Source organism: Burkholderia sp. SJZ089 (assembly GCF_007828315.1).
Lineage (GTDB): Bacteria > Pseudomonadota > Gammaproteobacteria > Burkholderiales > Burkholderiaceae > Burkholderia > Burkholderia gladioli.
Genome location: NZ_VIUM01000004.1, coordinates 322,779 through 339,639, shown reverse-complemented (window position 1 = coordinate 339,639; position 16,861 = coordinate 322,779). Strand labels below are relative to the sequence as shown.

17 protein-coding genes are annotated in these 16,861 nt (G+C 68.0%); 9 read left to right on the top strand and 8 right to left on the bottom strand.

Annotation, left to right across the window (positions count from 1 at the left end; genetic code table 11):
• Positions 1-59 precede the first annotated feature (59 nt).
• The 4 genes from FB600_RS09805 to FB600_RS09790 form a co-directional block, all read right to left on the bottom strand.
• The gene (locus FB600_RS09805) at positions 60-1,010 is read right to left on the bottom strand and encodes a transglutaminase domain-containing protein (RefSeq protein WP_096750948.1); all 951 of its coding nucleotides are present in this window, start codon (positions 1,008-1,010) and stop codon (positions 60-62) included.
• A 10-nt stretch (positions 1,011-1,020) separates the two neighbouring features.
• Positions 1,021-1,962 (bottom strand): alpha-E domain-containing protein, encoded by a 942-nt coding sequence (locus tag FB600_RS09800; protein ID WP_036031595.1) that lies wholly within the window; start codon positions 1,960-1,962, stop codon positions 1,021-1,023.
• Between the two features lie 69 nt (positions 1,963-2,031).
• Entirely contained in the window at positions 2,032-3,447 is a 1,416-nt protein-coding gene (locus FB600_RS09795) for a circularly permuted type 2 ATP-grasp protein (RefSeq protein ID WP_013690087.1), read from the bottom strand.
• On the bottom strand, positions 3,431-3,733 hold the full coding sequence (locus FB600_RS09790; RefSeq protein WP_124076772.1) for a hypothetical protein: 303 nt from the start codon (positions 3,731-3,733) through the stop codon (positions 3,431-3,433). Before FB600_RS09790 ends, FB600_RS09795 begins: the two co-directional genes overlap by 17 nt.
• A gap of 373 nt (positions 3,734-4,106) precedes the next feature.
• On the opposite strand from FB600_RS09790, the gene FB600_RS09785 reads away from it, so the two are divergent.
• The 5 genes from FB600_RS09785 to FB600_RS09765 all read left to right on the top strand — a co-directional run bounded on the left by FB600_RS09785 (position 4,107) and on the right by FB600_RS09765 (position 8,305).
• Entirely contained in the window at positions 4,107-4,769 is a 663-nt protein-coding gene (locus FB600_RS09785) for a nitroreductase (protein WP_145756678.1), read from the top strand.
• A gap of 110 nt (positions 4,770-4,879) precedes the next feature.
• Positions 4,880-5,374 carry a hypothetical protein gene (locus tag FB600_RS09780; RefSeq protein ID WP_098152149.1) on the top strand — a complete coding sequence of 165 codons (495 nt, stop codon included), beginning with the start codon at positions 4,880-4,882 and terminating at the stop codon, positions 5,372-5,374.
• A 267-nt stretch (positions 5,375-5,641) separates the two neighbouring features.
• Positions 5,642-7,060 carry a YeiH family protein gene (locus tag FB600_RS09775; RefSeq protein WP_145756676.1) on the top strand — a complete coding sequence of 473 codons (1,419 nt, stop codon included), beginning with the start codon at positions 5,642-5,644 and terminating at the stop codon, positions 7,058-7,060.
• A complete protein-coding gene (locus FB600_RS09770; RefSeq protein ID WP_096750944.1) occupies positions 7,057-7,320 on the top strand; it encodes a hypothetical protein in 264 nt (87 codons plus the stop codon). The genes FB600_RS09775 and FB600_RS09770 overlap by 4 nt, the downstream gene beginning before the upstream one ends.
• A 118-nt stretch (positions 7,321-7,438) precedes the next feature.
• Positions 7,439-8,305 (top strand): NADPH-dependent oxidoreductase, encoded by an 867-nt coding sequence (locus FB600_RS09765; protein ID WP_036056561.1) that lies wholly within the window; start codon positions 7,439-7,441, stop codon positions 8,303-8,305.
• Between the two features lie 110 nt (positions 8,306-8,415).
• Here FB600_RS09765 and FB600_RS09760 read toward each other — a convergent pair whose 3' ends face one another.
• Entirely contained in the window at positions 8,416-9,138 is a 723-nt protein-coding gene (locus FB600_RS09760; protein WP_096750943.1) for a YecA family protein, read from the bottom strand.
• 222 nt (positions 9,139-9,360) lie between these two features.
• Positions 9,361-10,245: a DUF817 domain-containing protein gene (locus tag FB600_RS09755; protein ID WP_409995215.1), complete on the bottom strand. Its 885-nt coding sequence runs from the start codon at positions 10,243-10,245 to the stop codon at positions 9,361-9,363.
• 584 nt (positions 10,246-10,829) lie between these two features.
• On the opposite strand from FB600_RS09755, the gene ahpC reads away from it, so the two are divergent.
• Together ahpC and ahpF are read left to right on the top strand one after the other, a co-directional pair.
• Complete coding sequence (gene ahpC / locus FB600_RS09750; protein WP_013690079.1) at positions 10,830-11,393, top strand: alkyl hydroperoxide reductase subunit C; 564 nt, start codon at positions 10,830-10,832, stop codon at positions 11,391-11,393.
• A 120-nt stretch (positions 11,394-11,513) separates the two neighbouring features.
• Positions 11,514-13,100 (top strand): alkyl hydroperoxide reductase subunit F, encoded by a 1,587-nt coding sequence (gene ahpF / locus FB600_RS09745; RefSeq protein WP_098152141.1) that lies wholly within the window; start codon positions 11,514-11,516, stop codon positions 13,098-13,100.
• Between the two features lie 416 nt (positions 13,101-13,516).
• On the opposite strand, the gene FB600_RS09740 is transcribed toward ahpF, so the two are convergent.
• Positions 13,517-13,915: a hypothetical protein gene (locus FB600_RS09740; RefSeq protein ID WP_124076774.1), complete on the bottom strand. Its 399-nt coding sequence runs from the start codon at positions 13,913-13,915 to the stop codon at positions 13,517-13,519.
• A 273-nt stretch (positions 13,916-14,188) separates the two neighbouring features.
• Here FB600_RS09740 and FB600_RS09735 point away from each other — a divergent pair, with 273 nt between their 5' ends.
• Positions 14,189-15,106, top strand: a complete 918-nt coding sequence (locus FB600_RS09735) for a LysR family transcriptional regulator (RefSeq protein WP_145756673.1) — start codon at positions 14,189-14,191, stop codon at positions 15,104-15,106.
• Between the two features lie 79 nt (positions 15,107-15,185).
• Here the strand turns inward: FB600_RS09735 and FB600_RS09730 are convergent, their stop codons facing one another.
• Positions 15,186-15,557: an MAPEG family protein gene (locus tag FB600_RS09730; RefSeq protein WP_036056566.1), complete on the bottom strand. Its 372-nt coding sequence runs from the start codon at positions 15,555-15,557 to the stop codon at positions 15,186-15,188.
• Between the two features lie 247 nt (positions 15,558-15,804).
• On the opposite strand from FB600_RS09730, the gene FB600_RS09725 reads away from it, so the two are divergent.
• Entirely contained in the window at positions 15,805-16,767 is a 963-nt protein-coding gene (locus tag FB600_RS09725) for an AraC family transcriptional regulator (RefSeq protein WP_145756671.1), read from the top strand.
• The last annotated feature ends 94 nt before the right edge of the window (positions 16,768-16,861 follow it).

The following is a 16,861-nucleotide window of genomic DNA, read 5'->3' as shown; positions in this document are numbered from 1 at the left end:
CGCGGAAAGCCCGCGCGCCGGTTCCGGCAGCCGCGCCAGGCCACGCCAACTCGCCGCGCTCAGACCAGCTCGGGCGACTGGATCACGCTGATCTCGACGCCCACCGCGCGCGCGCCGATCCCCGTCACGGCCCGCGCATCGCGGCAGTCCAGGCCGGTGGCGACGCGCACGTAGCGCTCGTCCGGGCAGCGGTTCATGAACGGATCGAAGCCGACCCAGCCGAGCCCTTCCACGTAGGCCTCGGCCCAGGCGTGGCCCGATTGCGGGAAGGTGGCCACCGCGCTCTGCTGCAGGCGCGCGACCGGCTCGACCTCGGCCGCGCCCTGCACCGCGTGGAGCGTGCCGTCGGCGTCCATCTGCATGCGCTGCGACTGCTGCGCGCCGCCCGAGGCCTGCATGGTTTCGGCGATGCGCTGCAGCGCGCCGTCGGTCAGCAGGTAGCCGCTCACGTAGCGCGCCGGGATCTTCAGCGAGCGCGCCGCGGCGATGAAGGCCTGCGCGTGGTCGCGGCTGGTGCCCTGGCCCGCTTCCAGCGCGGCTTCCGCATCGGCATCCGAGTCGGTCAGCTCGGGCGCGTAGCGGATCCGCGCATGCACCTCGGTCATCAGCCAGTGCAGCGCGTCGAGGCTGCGGTGCTCGAGCGGCAGCGCCTCGGCCAGCTCGCGCACGCGCTCGCCGGCCTGGGTCTGCTCGGTGGCACGCTCGAAGATCCAGGGCGCGGCGTAATCGTCCGCGCTGCCGACGATGCCGGCCCGGTCCTGGGTCTCGACCACGCCGGCGGCCACCACCACCACCTCGGCCTTGTCGCCGCGGTCGTGGCGCACCAGGTCGATGCGGTTGCCCAGGCCGTCGGCATAACCGACGGTGGGCTCGACGCCGTCGATCGTCACCTGCCAGGCGCGCACGGTCTGGCCGGGCCCGCTGGGCGGGCGCAGGCGCAGGCGCTGCAGGGCATGGCTCGCGTGCTCGTCGAACTGGAAGCGCGAAATATGTCGGATGGCGAGTCGCATGGCGGATCTCTCAGTCGAAGTTGTAAGCCTGGGCGATTTCCGCGCCGAGGCTGTTGTTGCGCCCGATGAAATCGGTCAGGAATTCGTGCAGCCCGCTCTTGAAGAGCCGCTCGACCGAATTGTCGGACAGCATCTGCAGGATTTTGGCGGCGGTTTCGTGACATTCGTGCGTGACGCCGTAATCTTTCCCGAGCCGGTTCAGGCTCGACATCACGCGTCCGTAGCAATAGCGCAACGAGCGCGGCATGCGCCCGTTGAGGATCAGGTAGTCGGCGATGTTGATCGGCTTGTACTGCACGTCGTAGACCCAGCGATACGAGCGGTGCGCGGCCACCGAGCGCAGGATCGACTCCCATTGGTAGTTGTCGATCATGGTGCCGACGTGCGAGACCGAGGGCAGCAGCAGGTGGTACTTCACGTCGAGGATCCGCGCGGTGTTGTCGGCGCGCTCGATGAAGGCGCCCAGCTCGGCGAAATCGAAGATCTCGTTGCGCAGCATGGTGCCGTAGAAGCTGCCCAGCATCAGCGCGGTCTCGCGCTTGATGTGGTCGAGGATGGCCGGCAACTGGCTGGAGCTGACCGGCTGCGCCAGCACCCGCTTCACCGATTGCCAGGCGTCGTTGACGGTCTCCCACAGCTCGCGCGTCAGCGCGATGCGCACCATGCGCGCGTTCGAGCGCGCGTACTCGATGCAGGACAGCACGCTGGAGGGGTTGTCGCGGTCGCGCAGCAGGTAGTCGGCGACGTTGTCGACCGTGTATTCCTCGTACTTCTGGCGGAAGCCCTCGTCGGCGCCCGAGCTGACCAGCACCGAGGACCATTCCGCCGGCGCGTCCGCGGTGCGCGTGAGCGCCATGCGCAGGCCCGCGTCGACGATGCGCGCGGTGTTCTCCGCGCGCTCGATATAGCGATACATCCAGTAAAGACCGCTTGCAGTGCGTCCAAGAAGCATGTCCTGTTCTCCGATCCTTGTTTCTCTGTCGCGCGGCGCGAGGCGCGGCGCGTGCCGGTAGCGCGGGCCTCAGTCGGCCAGCACCCAGGTGTCCTTGGTTCCGCCGCCCTGGCTCGAATTGACCACCAGCGAGCCTTCCTTGAGCGCCACGCGCGTCAGGCCGCCCGGCGTGATGCGGATCCGGTCCGAGACCAGCACGAATGGGCGCAGGTCGACGTGGCGCGGCGCGAGGCCCGCCTCGGTCAGGATCGGCGTGGTCGACAGCGCGAGCGTGGGTTGCGCGATGTAGTTCGAGGGCCGCGCACGCAGCTTGGCGGAGAAGGCCTCGCGTTCGGCGCGCGTCGAGGCCGGGCCGACCAACATCCCGTAGCCGCCCGAGCCGTGCACTTCCTTGACGACCAGTTCCTCCAGGTGGTCGAGCACGTACTGCAGGCTGTCGGCCTCGCCGCAGCGCCAGGTCGGCACGTTCTCCAGCAGCGCCTTGCGGCCGGTGTAGAACTCGACGATCTCGGGCATGTAGGAATAGATCGCCTTGTCATCGGCGATGCCGGTGCCGGGCGCGTTGGCGATCGTGATGTTGCCGGCGCGGTAGACGTCCATGATGCCGGCCACGCCGAGCACCGAATCGGGGCGGAACGTGAGCGGATCGAGGAAGGCGTCGTCCAGGCGCCGGTAGAGCACGTCGATCGGCCGGAAGCCTTCCGTGGTGCGCATCGCCACCCGGCCGTCGATCACCTGCAGGTCGCTGCCCTCCACCAGGTGCACGCCCATCTGGTCGGCCAGGAAGGCGTGCTCGTAGTAGGCCGAGTTGTGGATGCCCGGCGTGAGCACCGCCACGGTCGGGTTGTCGGCATTGCCGCCCGGCGGGCAGACCGCGGCCAGCGACTGGCGCAGCAGCTGCGGGTAGGTCTCGACCGGCCGCACCTTGACGCGCTGGAACAGCTCGGGGAACAGCTGCATCATGGTTTCGCGGTTCTCGAGCATGTACGACACGCCCGACGGCGTGCGCGCGTTGTCCTCGAGCACGTAGAACTGGTTCTCGGCGGTGCGCACGATGTCGACGCCGATGATGTGGGTGTAGACGTTCCCGGGCGGCCGGAAGCCGATCATCTCGGGCAGGAAGGCCTCGTTGTGCGCGATCAGGTGCTTGGGCACGATGCCCGCGCGCACGATCTCCTGGCGGTGGTAGATGTCGTCGAGGAAGGCATTGAGCGCCATCACGCGCTGCTCGATGCCTTGCGACAGGCGCGTCCACTCCTGGCCGGAAATGATGCGCGGCACGATGTCGAACGGAATCAACCGCTCGGCGGCCTCGGCATCGCCGTAGACGGCGAAGGTGATGCCGGTGCGCCGGAACACGCCCTCGGCGTCGTGGGCCTTCTGCGCCAGGCTCGCAGGGTCCTGCTTGTCGAGCCATTGCTTGAGGCGCTCGTAAGGTGCGCGTACCGCGTCGCCGGATAACAGCATTTCATCGAATGGCTTCATTCAGGATTCTCTCCATCTTCTTGTGTTCGGCATCGGGTGCCGGACCGGCGTGGACCTGATATTGCAAGTCCCGTGCCTTCCGCCAGCCTGATTCTTCCGTGGATATGGCACCGTTTGATGACATAACGCACCATGCCGGTGCCGACCCGGCCGACTCGCGCGCCGGCGATGCGCCGAGACGAGGCAGGCACCCCGCGACGCATCCTCTGCCGCGCATCGAGCCGGCCGACATGCGCCGGCGCTGTGCATCGAAGCCGGAATCGATCATGCGCCGGTTTTGCTGCATTGCCTATCGGCGCACGAGGGGATTGATCGCGGCACGAAGAAAGCGCAGGCAAGCGTGTGCGGAGCCGTGCCGAAGGTGCGGATTGCCCGGCGCATCGGAAACGATGCGAGGCGCCGACGCAGGATTTGCGAACCGGAGAAAGGTGATCGGGCCGCATGCGTCGCTTCGGGCATTTGTCAAACAGTATCAAGTGGCCCGCCGCGCCGCCGCGGGCACCCGCCTCGGCAGCGCAGGCAGCGGCCCGGCACTCCCATTTCCCGCCATGTTTTGCCGCCCCGCAGCATGACGATCCACCAATCGCAAATGAGAATTATTTGCATTTAATCTCGATTTGTTCGATGATTCGTCCATTCACCGAACGGATGTGTCCGAGATGACTGCCCTGCTCTCCCCGGCCGCGCCGCAAGCCGGCCTCGCCCCAGCCTCCACCGCCCCCGCCCCCGCCGATCGCCTGGCGGGCCTGCTGTCGCGTCAATCGCGCTGGCCGCTCACCGAGCCGGGCCCGAGCGACGCCGAACTCGACGCGATCCTGGACGCCGCCCTGCGCGCGCCCGATCACGGCAACCTGCGCCCATGGCGCTTCGTGCTGATCCGCGGCGAGGCGCGCCGCGCGCTCGGCGAGGTGCTGGTGCGCCTGGCCGATGCGCGCGAGCCCGGCGCCGCGCCCGGCTCGAACGCGCATCGCGCCGCCAAGGCCCAGGCCGCGCCGGTGCTGATCGCGCTCGGCGCGGCGCGCGTGCCGCATCGCAAGGTGCCCGAGGTCGAGCAGTTGCTGGCGGTGGGCGCGGCCGCGATGAACCTGCTCAACGCGATCCACCAGCTCGGCTACGGCGGCTTCTGGGCCACCGGCATCGATTCGCGCGAGCCGGCGCTGCACGACGCGCTGGGCTTCGCGCCGAACGAGCAGTTGCTCGGCTTCATCTACGTGGGCACGCCCGCCGAGCGCGCCGCGCCGGCCTCGCGCCCCTCGCGCGAGGCCTTCGTGCGCGAATGGCGGCCGGCACCGCGCGCCGCCGCGCAAGGCGGCGAGCGCTGAGGCGCGCCGCCGTCCCCGACCTGCGCCGCGTCCCGAGACGCGGCGCCCAGCGGCGGCGGGCCGTGCCCGATGCCGCCTACCCCGAACCCCTGGAAGCTTCTGGAGGTGCCATGAGTGATACCCGACTTGCCGCGGGCCGCCCATCGCTGTTCGACGACCCGCTCGCGGGCGAAACCGATACCGCCGAACGCGTCGTGCTGAGCGCGGTCCGAACCTGGCTGCATCCCGGCTGCGGCTCGAATGCCAATGCCGGCGCGCGCGCCGCCCACACCTGGCGCGACGTGCTGCTCGAGGCCGGCCTGCATGCCGACGGCCTCGACCACTTCGACCTGATGATGAACACGCTGGCCTGCTCGGCCTCGCGCCCGCTCGACATGCGCTGCCGCTGCGCGCAGGACCTCGCCTATGACGAAGCCTCGCTGCTGCAGGCCATCGCGCACCTGCAGTCGACGCGCGGCGAGGCCGCGATGCGGGTGCTGAACGACTGGCTGCCGGCGTTCTCGGTCAGCGGCGTGCTCAAGCTCACGCGCTGGTTCTCGATCTCGCTGCTCGACGCCGGGCTCGAGATCCGCGCCCGCGAGCGCAACGTCACCTACATGCATTGAATCGATGCCCCGCCGGCGGCGATGACGATCGCCGCCGCGCGAGCGCCTTTCTCTTCGCTTTCAGCCTCGCGCCGTGCCTGCCTGTGTCATGGGCCAAGCCATAAGCAAAGTCGAATAAGTCATTTCCGCGCGTTCGCGCGGGCTTCCATACTCGATCGTTGGGCGTACCCGCCGGCCGACCGGCCCAGGGACGCGCGGCCCCGCATCGGGCGCGCCCTCGCGCGCGTTCCGGCGACGCGGGGCAGACCAATCGATCAGGGGAATGCGATGAGCGACACATCGATCACGCGCGGCAGCCAGGACGGCGCGCGCGCGGCGGGCACTACCGGCGGCAGGCCGTTCGGCACGGAGGACTGGTGGGCAGTCGGAATCGGCCTGTTCGCGATCCTGGCGGCCTGGTTGCTGTTCGCCACCGGCGGCAGCATCAAGGGCCTGGCGGTCGCGCCGGCCAGGTGGTCCAGCCTCGCGCAACTGGCCGCCGACCTCGGCAGGCACGCGGGAGCTTATGTCGCCCTGTTCGTCGCCTTCGCGCTGGTGTTCTCGATCGCGATCGCCGCGCTGAAGCTGCCGCTGGCGCGCTTGCTGCCCGGCTTCCTGGTGCTGTTCCTGGCCTCGGGCGTGATCTTCGCGATCGGCGCCTGGGCCCAGGCCAGCACCTACAACCTCGAACCCCCGTTGATCGCGCTGCTGCTCGGGCTGCTCGTCTCCAATCTGTTCACGGTGCCGGCCTGGCTCGCGCCGGCGCTGCGCGTCGAGTTCTACATCAAGGTGGGGATCGTGCTGCTGGGCGCCACGCTGCCGCTCACGCTGATCGCCTGGGCCGGCCCGGTGGCGGTCGGCCAGGCCACCATCGTCTCGCTGGCCACCTTCTTCGTGATCTACGCGGTGGCGCGCGCGCTCAAGCTCGACCGGCGCTTCGCCGCCGTGCTCGGGGTGGGCGGCGCGGTATGCGGCGTGTCGGCCGCGATCGCGATCGCCGGCGCGGTGCGCGCCAGGCGCGAGCAGGCCTCGGTGGCCATCACCCTGGTGGTGGTCTGGGCGATCGTGATGGTGTTCGCCCTGCCCGGCATCTCGCGTGCGCTCGGGCTGCCGACCGGCATCGCCGGCGCCTGGATCGGCACCTCCGAATTCGCCGACGCGGCCGGCATCGCCGCCGCCCAGGCCTATGGCGATTTCGCCCGGCACGCGCCGGGCGCGGTGGCCGGCGCGCCGGATGCCTCGCTGCAGGCCTTCGTGCTGATGAAGGTGGTCGGCCGCGACATCTGGATCGGCATCTGGGCCTTCGTGCTGGCGATCGTCGCGACCACCCGCTGGGATCGCGAGGACGGCGGCGCGGAAGTCAGCACGCGGGCCCGCGCCGGCGAGATCTGGACGCGCTTTCCCAAGTTCGTGATCGGCTTCGTGCTGGCTTCGGCGCTGGTTACCTGGGTCGCCTCGCACTACTCGCTGGCCGACTACCGCAGCGTCGTCACGCCGGCCTTCGTCGCGCCGATCACGGCGCTGCGCACCTGGGCCTTCACCTTCTGCTTCCTCAGCATCGGGCTGACCACGCGCTTCGGCGCGCTGTCGGCGGCCGGCAGCCGGCCGCTGATCGCCTTCACGGCCGGCGTCGCCGTCAATATCGTGATCGGCTACCTGTTGTCGGTGCATGTGTTCGCGCCTTACTGGGCGACGCTGGGCCAATGAGCGTCGCCGCCTTGATCGGCCGCCTCAAGGGCGCCCCGGCGCCGGCAGGCGCGGCGCGCGCCGACTGCGCGCGCTGCGCGCACTGGGCCGACGACCGCGCGCTGCTGGAGGCGCGCATCGGCGGGCTGGCCTCGTTCGGCTCGGGCTACGGCGCCAGCGTCGGGCGCAGCCGGCTGTGCCTGAAGCTCGACCGGCTGGTCTCGCCGGGCGACCGCTGCGGCGGCTTCGTCGAGCGCGAGGCGGAGCACGACGCGAGCTGACGGCCCGCTGACGCCAAGCTGTCGAGGCGCGGCGCCCACGCGGCGCGCCTCGGCAAAGCTCGGCCATCTCGCATACCATGGCGGCTTTTTCACCGACGTACTGGAGATGCACCCGGTCATGAACGATATCGCCACGGCCCTCGACGAGACCCAGGCCACCGCCTCCCGCCACGCCCTGCTGCGCGAGCGCTACGGCGCCGCCTGGAGCCCGGCGCAGGGCGCGCACGACGCGGCCGTCAACGAGGTCATCGCGACCCTGCTGCGCCACCGCTCGGTGCGCGCCTACGCCGATCGCGCGCTGCCCGACGACATCCTCGAAACCATCGCCGCCGCCGCGCAATCGGCGCCGACCTCGTCGAACCTGCAGGCCTGGAGCGTGGTGGCCGTGCGCGACGCCGAGCGCCGCGCTCGCCTGGCCAGCTTCGCCGGCAACCAGCGCCACGTCGCCAAGGCGCCGCTGCTGCTGGTGTTCATCGCCGACCTGTCGCGCCTGCGCCGCGTGTCCGACGTCGAGCAGATGCCCGGCGACGGCCTCGAGTTCCTGGAAGCGTTCCTGGTCGGCGTGGCCGACGCGGCCTTCGCCGCGCAGAACACGGTGGTCGCGCTCGAATCGCTGGGGCTGGGCTGCTGCTATATCGGCGGGATGCGCAACCAGCCCGAGGCGGTCGCGCAGGAACTGGGGCTGCCCAAGGAAGCGTTCGCGGTGTTCGGGCTGACCATCGGCTATCCCGATCCGGACGTCGTCACCGACGTGAAGCCGCGCCTGCCGGCCCCGCTGGTGCTGCACGAGGAACGTTACCAGGCCGAGACGGCCGAGGCGCTGGCCGACTACAACGCGTCGATGAGCGCGTTCCAGCAGATGCAGCAGATGCCGGAATCGGGATGGACCGGGCAGGCGTCGCGCCGCGTGCGCGGGGCGGAAGCGCTGTCCGGGCGCGATCGGCTGGCGAGCGCGCTGGCGGAGTTGGGATTCGGGTTGAAGTAAGGCGATCGAGGTTAGCGGTATCGTCGACGAAGATACCGACGATACCGGAAGCGATCAGGGACGGGCTCGACGCAAACGCTCTCCGGCGTCTCGAGCGTCGCGCGCGACGCTCAATCCGGCTGCCCGTCGTCGGTGCCGCAGCACTTCTTGTGCTTCTTGCCGCTGCCGCACGGGCAGGGATCGTTGCGGCCGACCTTCGGCGTGTCGCGCTGGATGGTCTGCGCGAGCAGGCGCGCCTGCGTCGGCGCGCGATGCGGCAGCCAGAACTCGTGGATCTTCAGCACCGAGGGCGGCACCTGCTCCGACAGCTTCTCGCGCTCGGCCGGCACGGCCACCAGCTCGCGTTCCTCGTCGGACAGCTCGTCGCCGCCGAGCAGGCGCAGCGGGCGCAGCCATGCGTCGGCCTCGGGATGCTCGAGCAGCGGCTGCCAGTCGTCCCAGCGCAGGCCCATGCCCTGGAAGAAGCCGTTGGCCCAGGCTTCGGCGTCGATGTACTCGTGCGCGTCGTCGTCCTCGCCCACCTCGTTGACGCTGAACAGCGGCGCGATCGACGAGGGATCCTTGTCGAAGGTCTGCAGGATCGCATTGTAGTGACGCATCATCAGGTTGAAGACGTGCTCGGCCTGCTCGTAGCTCTCGAAATCGGGCGCGTCGTCCTCGCTCGGGCCCCAGACATCGGCCAGCCATTCGGTCGGCGCGATGGTGGCCGGGCCGATCGCGATCGCGGTCAGGTAGCCGTCGAGCATTTCGATCGTCATGGTGTTTTCCGACATGATGTCGGACATCAGGAACTGGTCGAGCTCGTCGAGGGTCTTGTCGTCGGTATGGGTCATTGCGGGGCACCGCGCCGCGGGCGGGCGACGCGGCTGGATCGGGGTCGATCCGGCTGCGCGCGCCATGCGGCGGAAAATGGAAAACCGGCATTCTACCGCCGCTCGGGGCGCGCGCCGCGACGATTGCGTGAAGGGGAGGCGAGACGATTGCCGGCTGGTGGTGGCGAAAGCGATGCGGCCGTGTTTCGCAAGCATCTCGTCTCCCGTCGCGCGGCGGCCAAGCTAGCTTTGCTCCCGCTTCGCCTCGGCCTGCCCCTGCCACGTCCGCGGCGGACTCACCAGCGTGACGATCACATAACTCATGTTGCTCAGCATGAACCACGAGCCGAGCTTGCTCGGCGAGACCATCGTCCAGCCGTCTCGCTGGGCCGGATAGAGCCAGGCATGGCTGAAGGTGCCGAGGTTCTCGGCCAGCCAGATGAATAGCGCGATCAGCAGGAGACCGAGCAGCATCGGCATGCGGTGATAGCGCGTGCTGACGCGGTAATGCACCTGGCAGCGCCGGAACGCGACGGCGACCAGGGCGATCAGCACGTAACGCAGGTCGATCCAGTAGTGATGCGTGAATAAATTCGCGTAGAGGGCCGCCGACAGCGCGGCTGTGACCGCCGGCGACGGATGCCCGGTGAAACGCAGGTCGAATTCGCGGATCGCGCGCGCCAGGTAGCTGCCGACCGAGGCGTACATGAATCCCGTGAACAGCGGCACCCCGCCGATCCGCAGCACGGCGGCCTCGGGATAGAGCCAGGAGCCGACCGCCGTCTTGAACACCTCCATCGCCGTGCCCGCGACGTGGAACAGCAGGATCACCTTGAGCTCGTCCCAGGTTTCGAGGCGCAGCGCGACGAGCGCGATCTGGATCGCGACGGCCGCGAGCGTCAGCAGGTCGTAGTGCGACAAAGCCGCATGAGACGGATAGACGAAATGCGTGGCGATCAGCAATCCAACCATCAAGCTGCCGAACAGACAGACCCAGGCCTGCCGGAAGCCGAACACGAGCAAGGCATGGAGGGCCTCGGCGGGACGGCCCCGCAGCGGCACCAACCTGGTGCCGTGCGCGGCCAGCGCCTCGATCACCGCGTCGGCGCGCGAGCGGATCGCGAGCAAGGGGGGGATTGGCCGTCATCGAGCGGCGCCAGGCATGCGCGATGCGCGCTCACGTCGCGACGACATGCCGATGACAAGCCATCGCCCCAACCACGTTTTTCCATCATCGCCGCGCCCCGTTTCATTTCGTTTTGTAGAAGGATGGGCGCAGTGTATGGACGCAATCGTCGGGATATTGACGCGGGCCGTCACAAGCGCGTCAAACAGTGCAGGATGCGCGCCGTCCTGCCCGAAAACGGGACTGGACGAGCCCGCGCGAATCGGCGAAAATTCCGCCATTCGTGTCATTTCGACGCGGTACTGCGTCGCGCTCGCTGTTGCTCCCGGGGTCAGCTCGCCAAGGCCACGCGGAATTGCCCGAAAGCCCGCGCGGCAAGGTTTCCAGCCCCAGCCCATCGCAGCTTCACCCGCCACGGCGCCCGGCTTTCCAGCCCGGCCCGCGCAGTGCGCCGTCCTGAAATCGGGACACATAGAAAATCCCGATCCGTCTCATTGAAACAAGCAATTTCCCAAGCTCGGCGGCAATCGTCATACTGTCGCTTCTTGATCATCCCGATCACCTTTTCACTCAAAGGACACCGCAAATGCCGATCATCAACAGCCAGATCAAACCGTTCAAGGCAACCGCATATCACAACGGCGATTTCGTTCCCGTCAGCGAAGAATCGCTGAAGGGCAAGTGGTCGGTCATCGTGTTCTACCCGGCCGACTTCACGTTCGTGTGCCCGACCGAACTGGGCGACCTGGCAGATCGCTACGCAGAATTCCAGAAGCTGGGCGTGGAAATCTACGGCGTGTCGACCGATACGCACTTCACGCACAAGGCATGGCACGACACCTCGGAAACCATCGCCAAGATCCAGTACCCGCTGGTCGGCGATCCGACGGCAACGCTGGCACGCGCTTTCGACGTGCTGATCGAAGAAGAAGGCCTGGCACTGCGCGGCACCTTCGTGATCAACCCGGAAGGCGAAATCAAGATCGCCGAAATCCACGACAACGGCATCGGCCGTGACGCAGGCGAGCTGCTGCGCAAGGTGCAGGCTGCCCAATACGTCGCGTCGCACCCGGGTGAAGTCTGCCCCGCCAAGTGGACGCCGGGCGCTGAAACGCTGACCCCGTCGCTGGACCTGGTCGGCAAGATCTAAGTTTCGCGGGCATCAGCGGTACACGGGCGCCATCAGGCGCTCGATGATCGTGCGGCTTCCCCGCCGCACGTCTCCTCGCCTCCGGCGAGGTGCCAAAAACACTACGGAATCCGAATCATCATGCTCGACGCCAATCTCAAGAACCAGCTGAAGTCGTACCTCGACAAGCTCACCCGCCCGATCGAACTCGTCGCCTCGCTCGACGACGGCGCGAAGTCGCAGGAGCTGATCGCGCTGCTGAAGGAGATCGGCGAGCTGTCGCCGCGCGTGAGCGTGATCGAACGCCGCGACGACGCCGAGCGCAAGCCCTCGTTCAGCATCGGCGAACCGGGCAAGGCCACCGGGATCCGCTTTGCCGGCATCCCGATGGGCCATGAATTCACCTCGCTCGTGCTGGCGCTGCTGCAGGTCGGTGGCCACCCGCTCAAGCTCGACGAGGACACCATCGAACAGATTCGCAATCTCGACGGCGATTTTTCCTTCGAGACGTATTTCTCGCTGTCCTGCCAGAACTGCCCGGAAGTGGTCCAGGCGCTGAACGTGATGGCGCTGCTCAACCCGCGCATCCGCCACGTGGCGATCGACGGCGCGCTGTTCCAGAACGAAGTCGAGGCACGCCAGATCATGGCGGTGCCGACCATGTTCCTGAACGGCGAGAGCTTCGGCCAGGGCCGCAGCAGCGTGAAGGAAATCCTCGCGAAGATCGACACGGGCGCCAGCGCCCGTGCCGCCAAGGCACTCGCCAACAAGGACGTGTTCGACGTGCTGGTGGTGGGCGGTGGCCCGGCCGGCGCGGCGGCCGCGATCTACGCGGCACGCAAGGGCATTCGCACCGGGGTGGTGGCCGAGCGCTTCGGCGGCCAGGTGCTGGACACCATGGCCATCGAGAACTTCATCTCCGTGCAGGAAACCGAAGGACCGAAGTTCGCGGTCGCGCTCGAACAGCACGTCAAGCAATACGACGTGGACGTGATGGACGTGCAGCGCGCCACGGCCCTGATCCCGGGCAAGGTCAACGAGATCCACCTGGAAAACGGCGCGGTGCTAAAGGGCAAGACCATCGTGCTGTCGACCGGCGCACGCTGGCGCGAGCTGAACGTGCCGGGTGAACGCGAATACCGCAACAAGGGCGTGGCCTACTGCCCGCATTGCGACGGCCCGCTGTTCAAGGGCAAGCGCGTGGCCGTGGTGGGCGGCGGCAACTCGGGTGTCGAGGCCGCGATCGACCTGGCCGGCATCGTGCGCGAAGTCACGCTGATCGAATTCGGCCAGACGCTGCGCGCCGACGAAGTGCTGCAACGCAAGCTGCGCAGCCTGAAGAACGTGACGGTGATCACCAGCGCGCAAACCACCGAACTGCTCGGCGACGGGCAGAAGCTGGGCAGCCTGGTCTACCTCGAACGTGAAACGGGCGAAACCAAGCGCATCGACCTCGAAGGCGTGTTCGTGCAGATCGGCCTGGTGCCGAACACGGAATGGCTGAAGGGCACGATCGAGCTGTCGAAGCACGGCGAGATCGTGGTGGATGCACGCGGCGCGACGTCGATTCCCGGCGTGTTCGCGGCCGGCGACGTGACCACGGTGCCCTACAAGCAGATCGTGATCGCGGTCGGCGAAGGCGCGAAGGCTTCGTTGTCGGCCTTCGACTACCTGATCCGCCAGGACGTGGAAGTACCGGTTGCCGCTGGCGAGGCCGTCACCGCCTGAGTGTCGAAGCCGGGCCTGCCCGGCTCCACGCAGTATCGATTCAACGGTTCTACCCTTGACCCTCGCCCGTCATGCCCCCCATGCGGCGAGGGTGTTTTTTCCCGACCCGCGCAAGCGGGCATCGGTGTTTGACGGGGCCGTGGCGCACGAGTCACGGCCCTTGTTGATACATGCTGCGAGCTCGGTCAGGACATGTCATGAAGGCCCCGCCAGCGATGGACGGGGCCTTTTGTGCTATCTGGTGCTGGCGTCCAGCTTATCGATATGGTTTGCGAGAGGATTCAAGCCCCGAACGACCGTCTCCCACACAATCCGAAGGCTGATTGTAATCGTAGCCCTGGATGTGCCATGCGCGATCATATGGATCGAATCGGCAATGAACGCGCAAAGCTCTCGCCTCGACTTTGCAACCACCATCAGACGGCCTTCAGTTCCCGCACCAGATGGCGGTTCTCCTGGCCGAGCACGTCCGGCGTCACCCACTGAACACGTTTGCCCCAGCGTGCCTCGAACTCGAGAGCGATCGCGGCCATATCCAGCCGCGTCGGCTGGCCAGCCGGCTGAATCAGGATCGTCAGGTCAAACGAGGTGTCGCCATCGTCGACATAAGCGGGCGAGGTGAAATGACGAGCGCGCACGATCTCGTCGATCTCGCGAGCATGCCTGCGGGCGAACTGATAGGAATCACGCACAGCGAACCTCCCATCCGACATCAAATTCGCAAAGCCCTCAATCGTTGGCACCGGAAGCGTGTTGCCGTCATAAAGAGCCGCACTAAAACAGACAGCCTGGATCGTGATCGACTGATCCCACATCCTTGTCCTTACACAAGGGCCGGGTTTACCAACGATTGCACCTCAGCGCCCTCCCCCGATTCGTCCTGAATCCCGACGCTCGTTCTTCAGCTACGCCATGAACACGCGCCGGTGACCAGCGGGGCCGGTTGGCAGCCCTCATCGGCCAGAACGCCCTGTGCCGCATCGCCGACACGGCGCACCCTTCCCGTCCAACACGCCCCACATCGCCGGTGCTACGCTACGCGCACAATACCGCGCAGTTCTCCCTAACCCGATGAGCCAAGTTCAACAATGTTGCGTGCCGGTCTTTCCGAATTGACGGCCTTCGTCGCGATCGCCGAGCAGCGCAGTTTCCGCGCCGCCGCGCGCTCGCTCGCGGTCTCGCCGTCGGCGCTCAGCCATTCGATGCGCAGCCTGGAGGCGCGCCTGGGCGTGCGCCTGTTCAATCGCACCACGCGCTCGGTGGCGCTGACCGAGGCCGGCGAGCATCTGCTGCGCCGGGTCGGGCCGGCCCTCAGCGACCTGGAGAACGCGGTGGACGAAGTGGCCACCGCGCAGAACCGCCCGACCGGCTCGGTGCGGATCAATGCCTCGGAAACCTCGACGCGGATCCTGATCCGCGATGTGCTGCCCGAGTTCCTGCAGCGCTACCCCGACATCCACGTCGAGTTCGTGACCGAGACGCGCCTGATCGACATCGTCGCCGAAGGCTTCGATGCCGGCATTCGCGTGTTCGACGACGTGCCGCGCGACATGATCGCGGTGCGCTTCGGGCCCGACATGCGCTTCATCGCACTCGCCTCGCCCGACTACCTGGCGCGCCACCCGGCACCCACGCGGCCGGCCGACCTGATGCAGCATCGTTGCATCCGCTACCGTTTCGAGAGCGGCGCGATGTTCCGCTGGGATTTCCAGTCGAACGGCAAGACCAGCAGCCTCGACGTGGAAGGACCGATGACGCTGGGCAACCTGAATTCGATGATCGAGGCGGCGCTGGCCGGAATCGGCGTGGCCTGGGCGCCGGAAAGCCTGGTAAGCGAGCATCTCGCCAGCGGCCGGCTGGTGGCGCTGCTGCGCGACTGGAGCGTGTCGCTGCCGGGGCTTGCGCTCTACTACCCGGCGAACCGGCATCCGCCCGCGCCGCTGCGTCTGTTCGTGCAGGCCGTGCGCGACTGGGTGGCGAGCGGCGCGGATCGGGAGACGGCCTGAGCGCAAACGGCTCGTCGGCGCTTGACGGCAACAGTCGGAATCCGCTCCAATCCGGCAGCGGCCTGAGCACACCCCAGGCTCAAGGCGCGACCAAAAACAGCCAGACGACGCAGATCATCCCCGCGAACCACACCAGCGAACGCAAGGCCGCCCAGTTCGCCACATAAACCAGCCCGTGCAACACGCGCAGCACCACGAAGGCCGTGGCGAGCTGGTCGACCCGCACGGCGTTCGCGCCGTTGTGCCAGGCCACCGCCAGCGCCGCCGTGAACAGCACCAGCGCCTCGAAGGCATTCTGGTGCGCGGCGAAGGCGCGCCCGCGCCAGCCTTCGAGCTTGGCCAGATAGGCACGCGGCGCGCGATTGTCATAACCCTTGCGGCCCTTCGCGCAGACGGTCCAGACGAAGGGCAGCAGCGCGACGATCAACAGGCAGAGTTGCGAACGGATCATCTCCAGTCTCCATTATTTACATTGGCCAATGACAAGATCCGGCGAAGCTTAGCATCGCGGCACGCGGCGCAGGCACAGGAAATCTAGACGGCTTCCTCTGCCGCGCCGCACGATCGGCGCGTCGAGGCCCGGCCCGCCGGCTTATCAGCAAGGCGCATAAGCATCGCGCCAAAGCTTCCTTGGTGCGGCCGAAGCCAGGCGCTAAGCTGGTTTCCCTTTTTGTTCGCGCTTCGCCGTTGCACCGATCATGTCGACGTCTCCCGTTGAACGCGCCGCCGACTGGCTGCTGTCCGGCCTGGAACTGCGCAGCACCCTGTTTCATGCCGGCCGGTATTGCGGCGCCTATCGGGCATCGACGGCGGGACACCAGCGCGCGAGCTTCCATCTGGTGCTGCAGGGCGAATGCTGGCTGCATCTGCGCGCGACGGCCGCGCGCGCGCCGCGCAGCACGCGCCTGCTTGCCGGCGACGCGGTATTCCTGCTGCACGACGTGGCGCACTGCCTGTCGCCCGAGGCCACCGCGCCCGACGATCCGCAATTCGGCATGCGCCAGGGCGCGATGACGGCGCTCGAGGCGGACGCCTCGGCGGGCAGCGTGGGCCTGGCCTGCGGCTTCTTCGAGTTCCGCTCCGACCTGGGCGACGCGCTGCATGGCCTGCTGCCCGACCACCTCATCGCGCGCCACGACGATGCGCGGCTGGCCGGCGCGCGCGTGGTGTTCGACCTGATCCGCGAGGAGGCGCGGCGCACGCCCGAAGCGCCCTCGCCGCTGGTCGACCGGCTCACCGACGTGCTGTTCTTCTATGCGCTGCGCACCGTCGCCAGCGCCGACGATTTCGCGCCGGGCCTGTGGGCCGTGATGCGCCGCGCCGAATTCGCGCCGCTGGTCAACGCGATCATCGCCGAGCCCGGCCAGGCCTGGACCACCACCTCGATGGCCGAGTTCTGCCACATGTCGCGCGCGCGTTTCTGCAAGCAATTCGCCGATGCCTGCGGCCAGCCGCCCGCGCAATTCCTCGCGCTGCTGCGCATGAAGGTGGCCGCCGAGCTGCTGCGCCACGGCGCGTCGACCTGGGATGCCGCCGAGCAGGTCGGCTATCGCTCCGAATCGGCCTTCGCGCAGGCCTTCAAGCGCGTGACCGGCATGCAGCCCGGCGCCTGCCGCCGCGAGCGGATGCAGGACGCCTCGGTCTACGCGCCGGTTCACTGACGGCCACGCAGCTTCGTCCCGGCAGCGAGACGAATCCGCAGGAAGCGCAGACGGCCGCGCATTGTCCGCCGCCCTGCCGCGCCGCCACAATGGC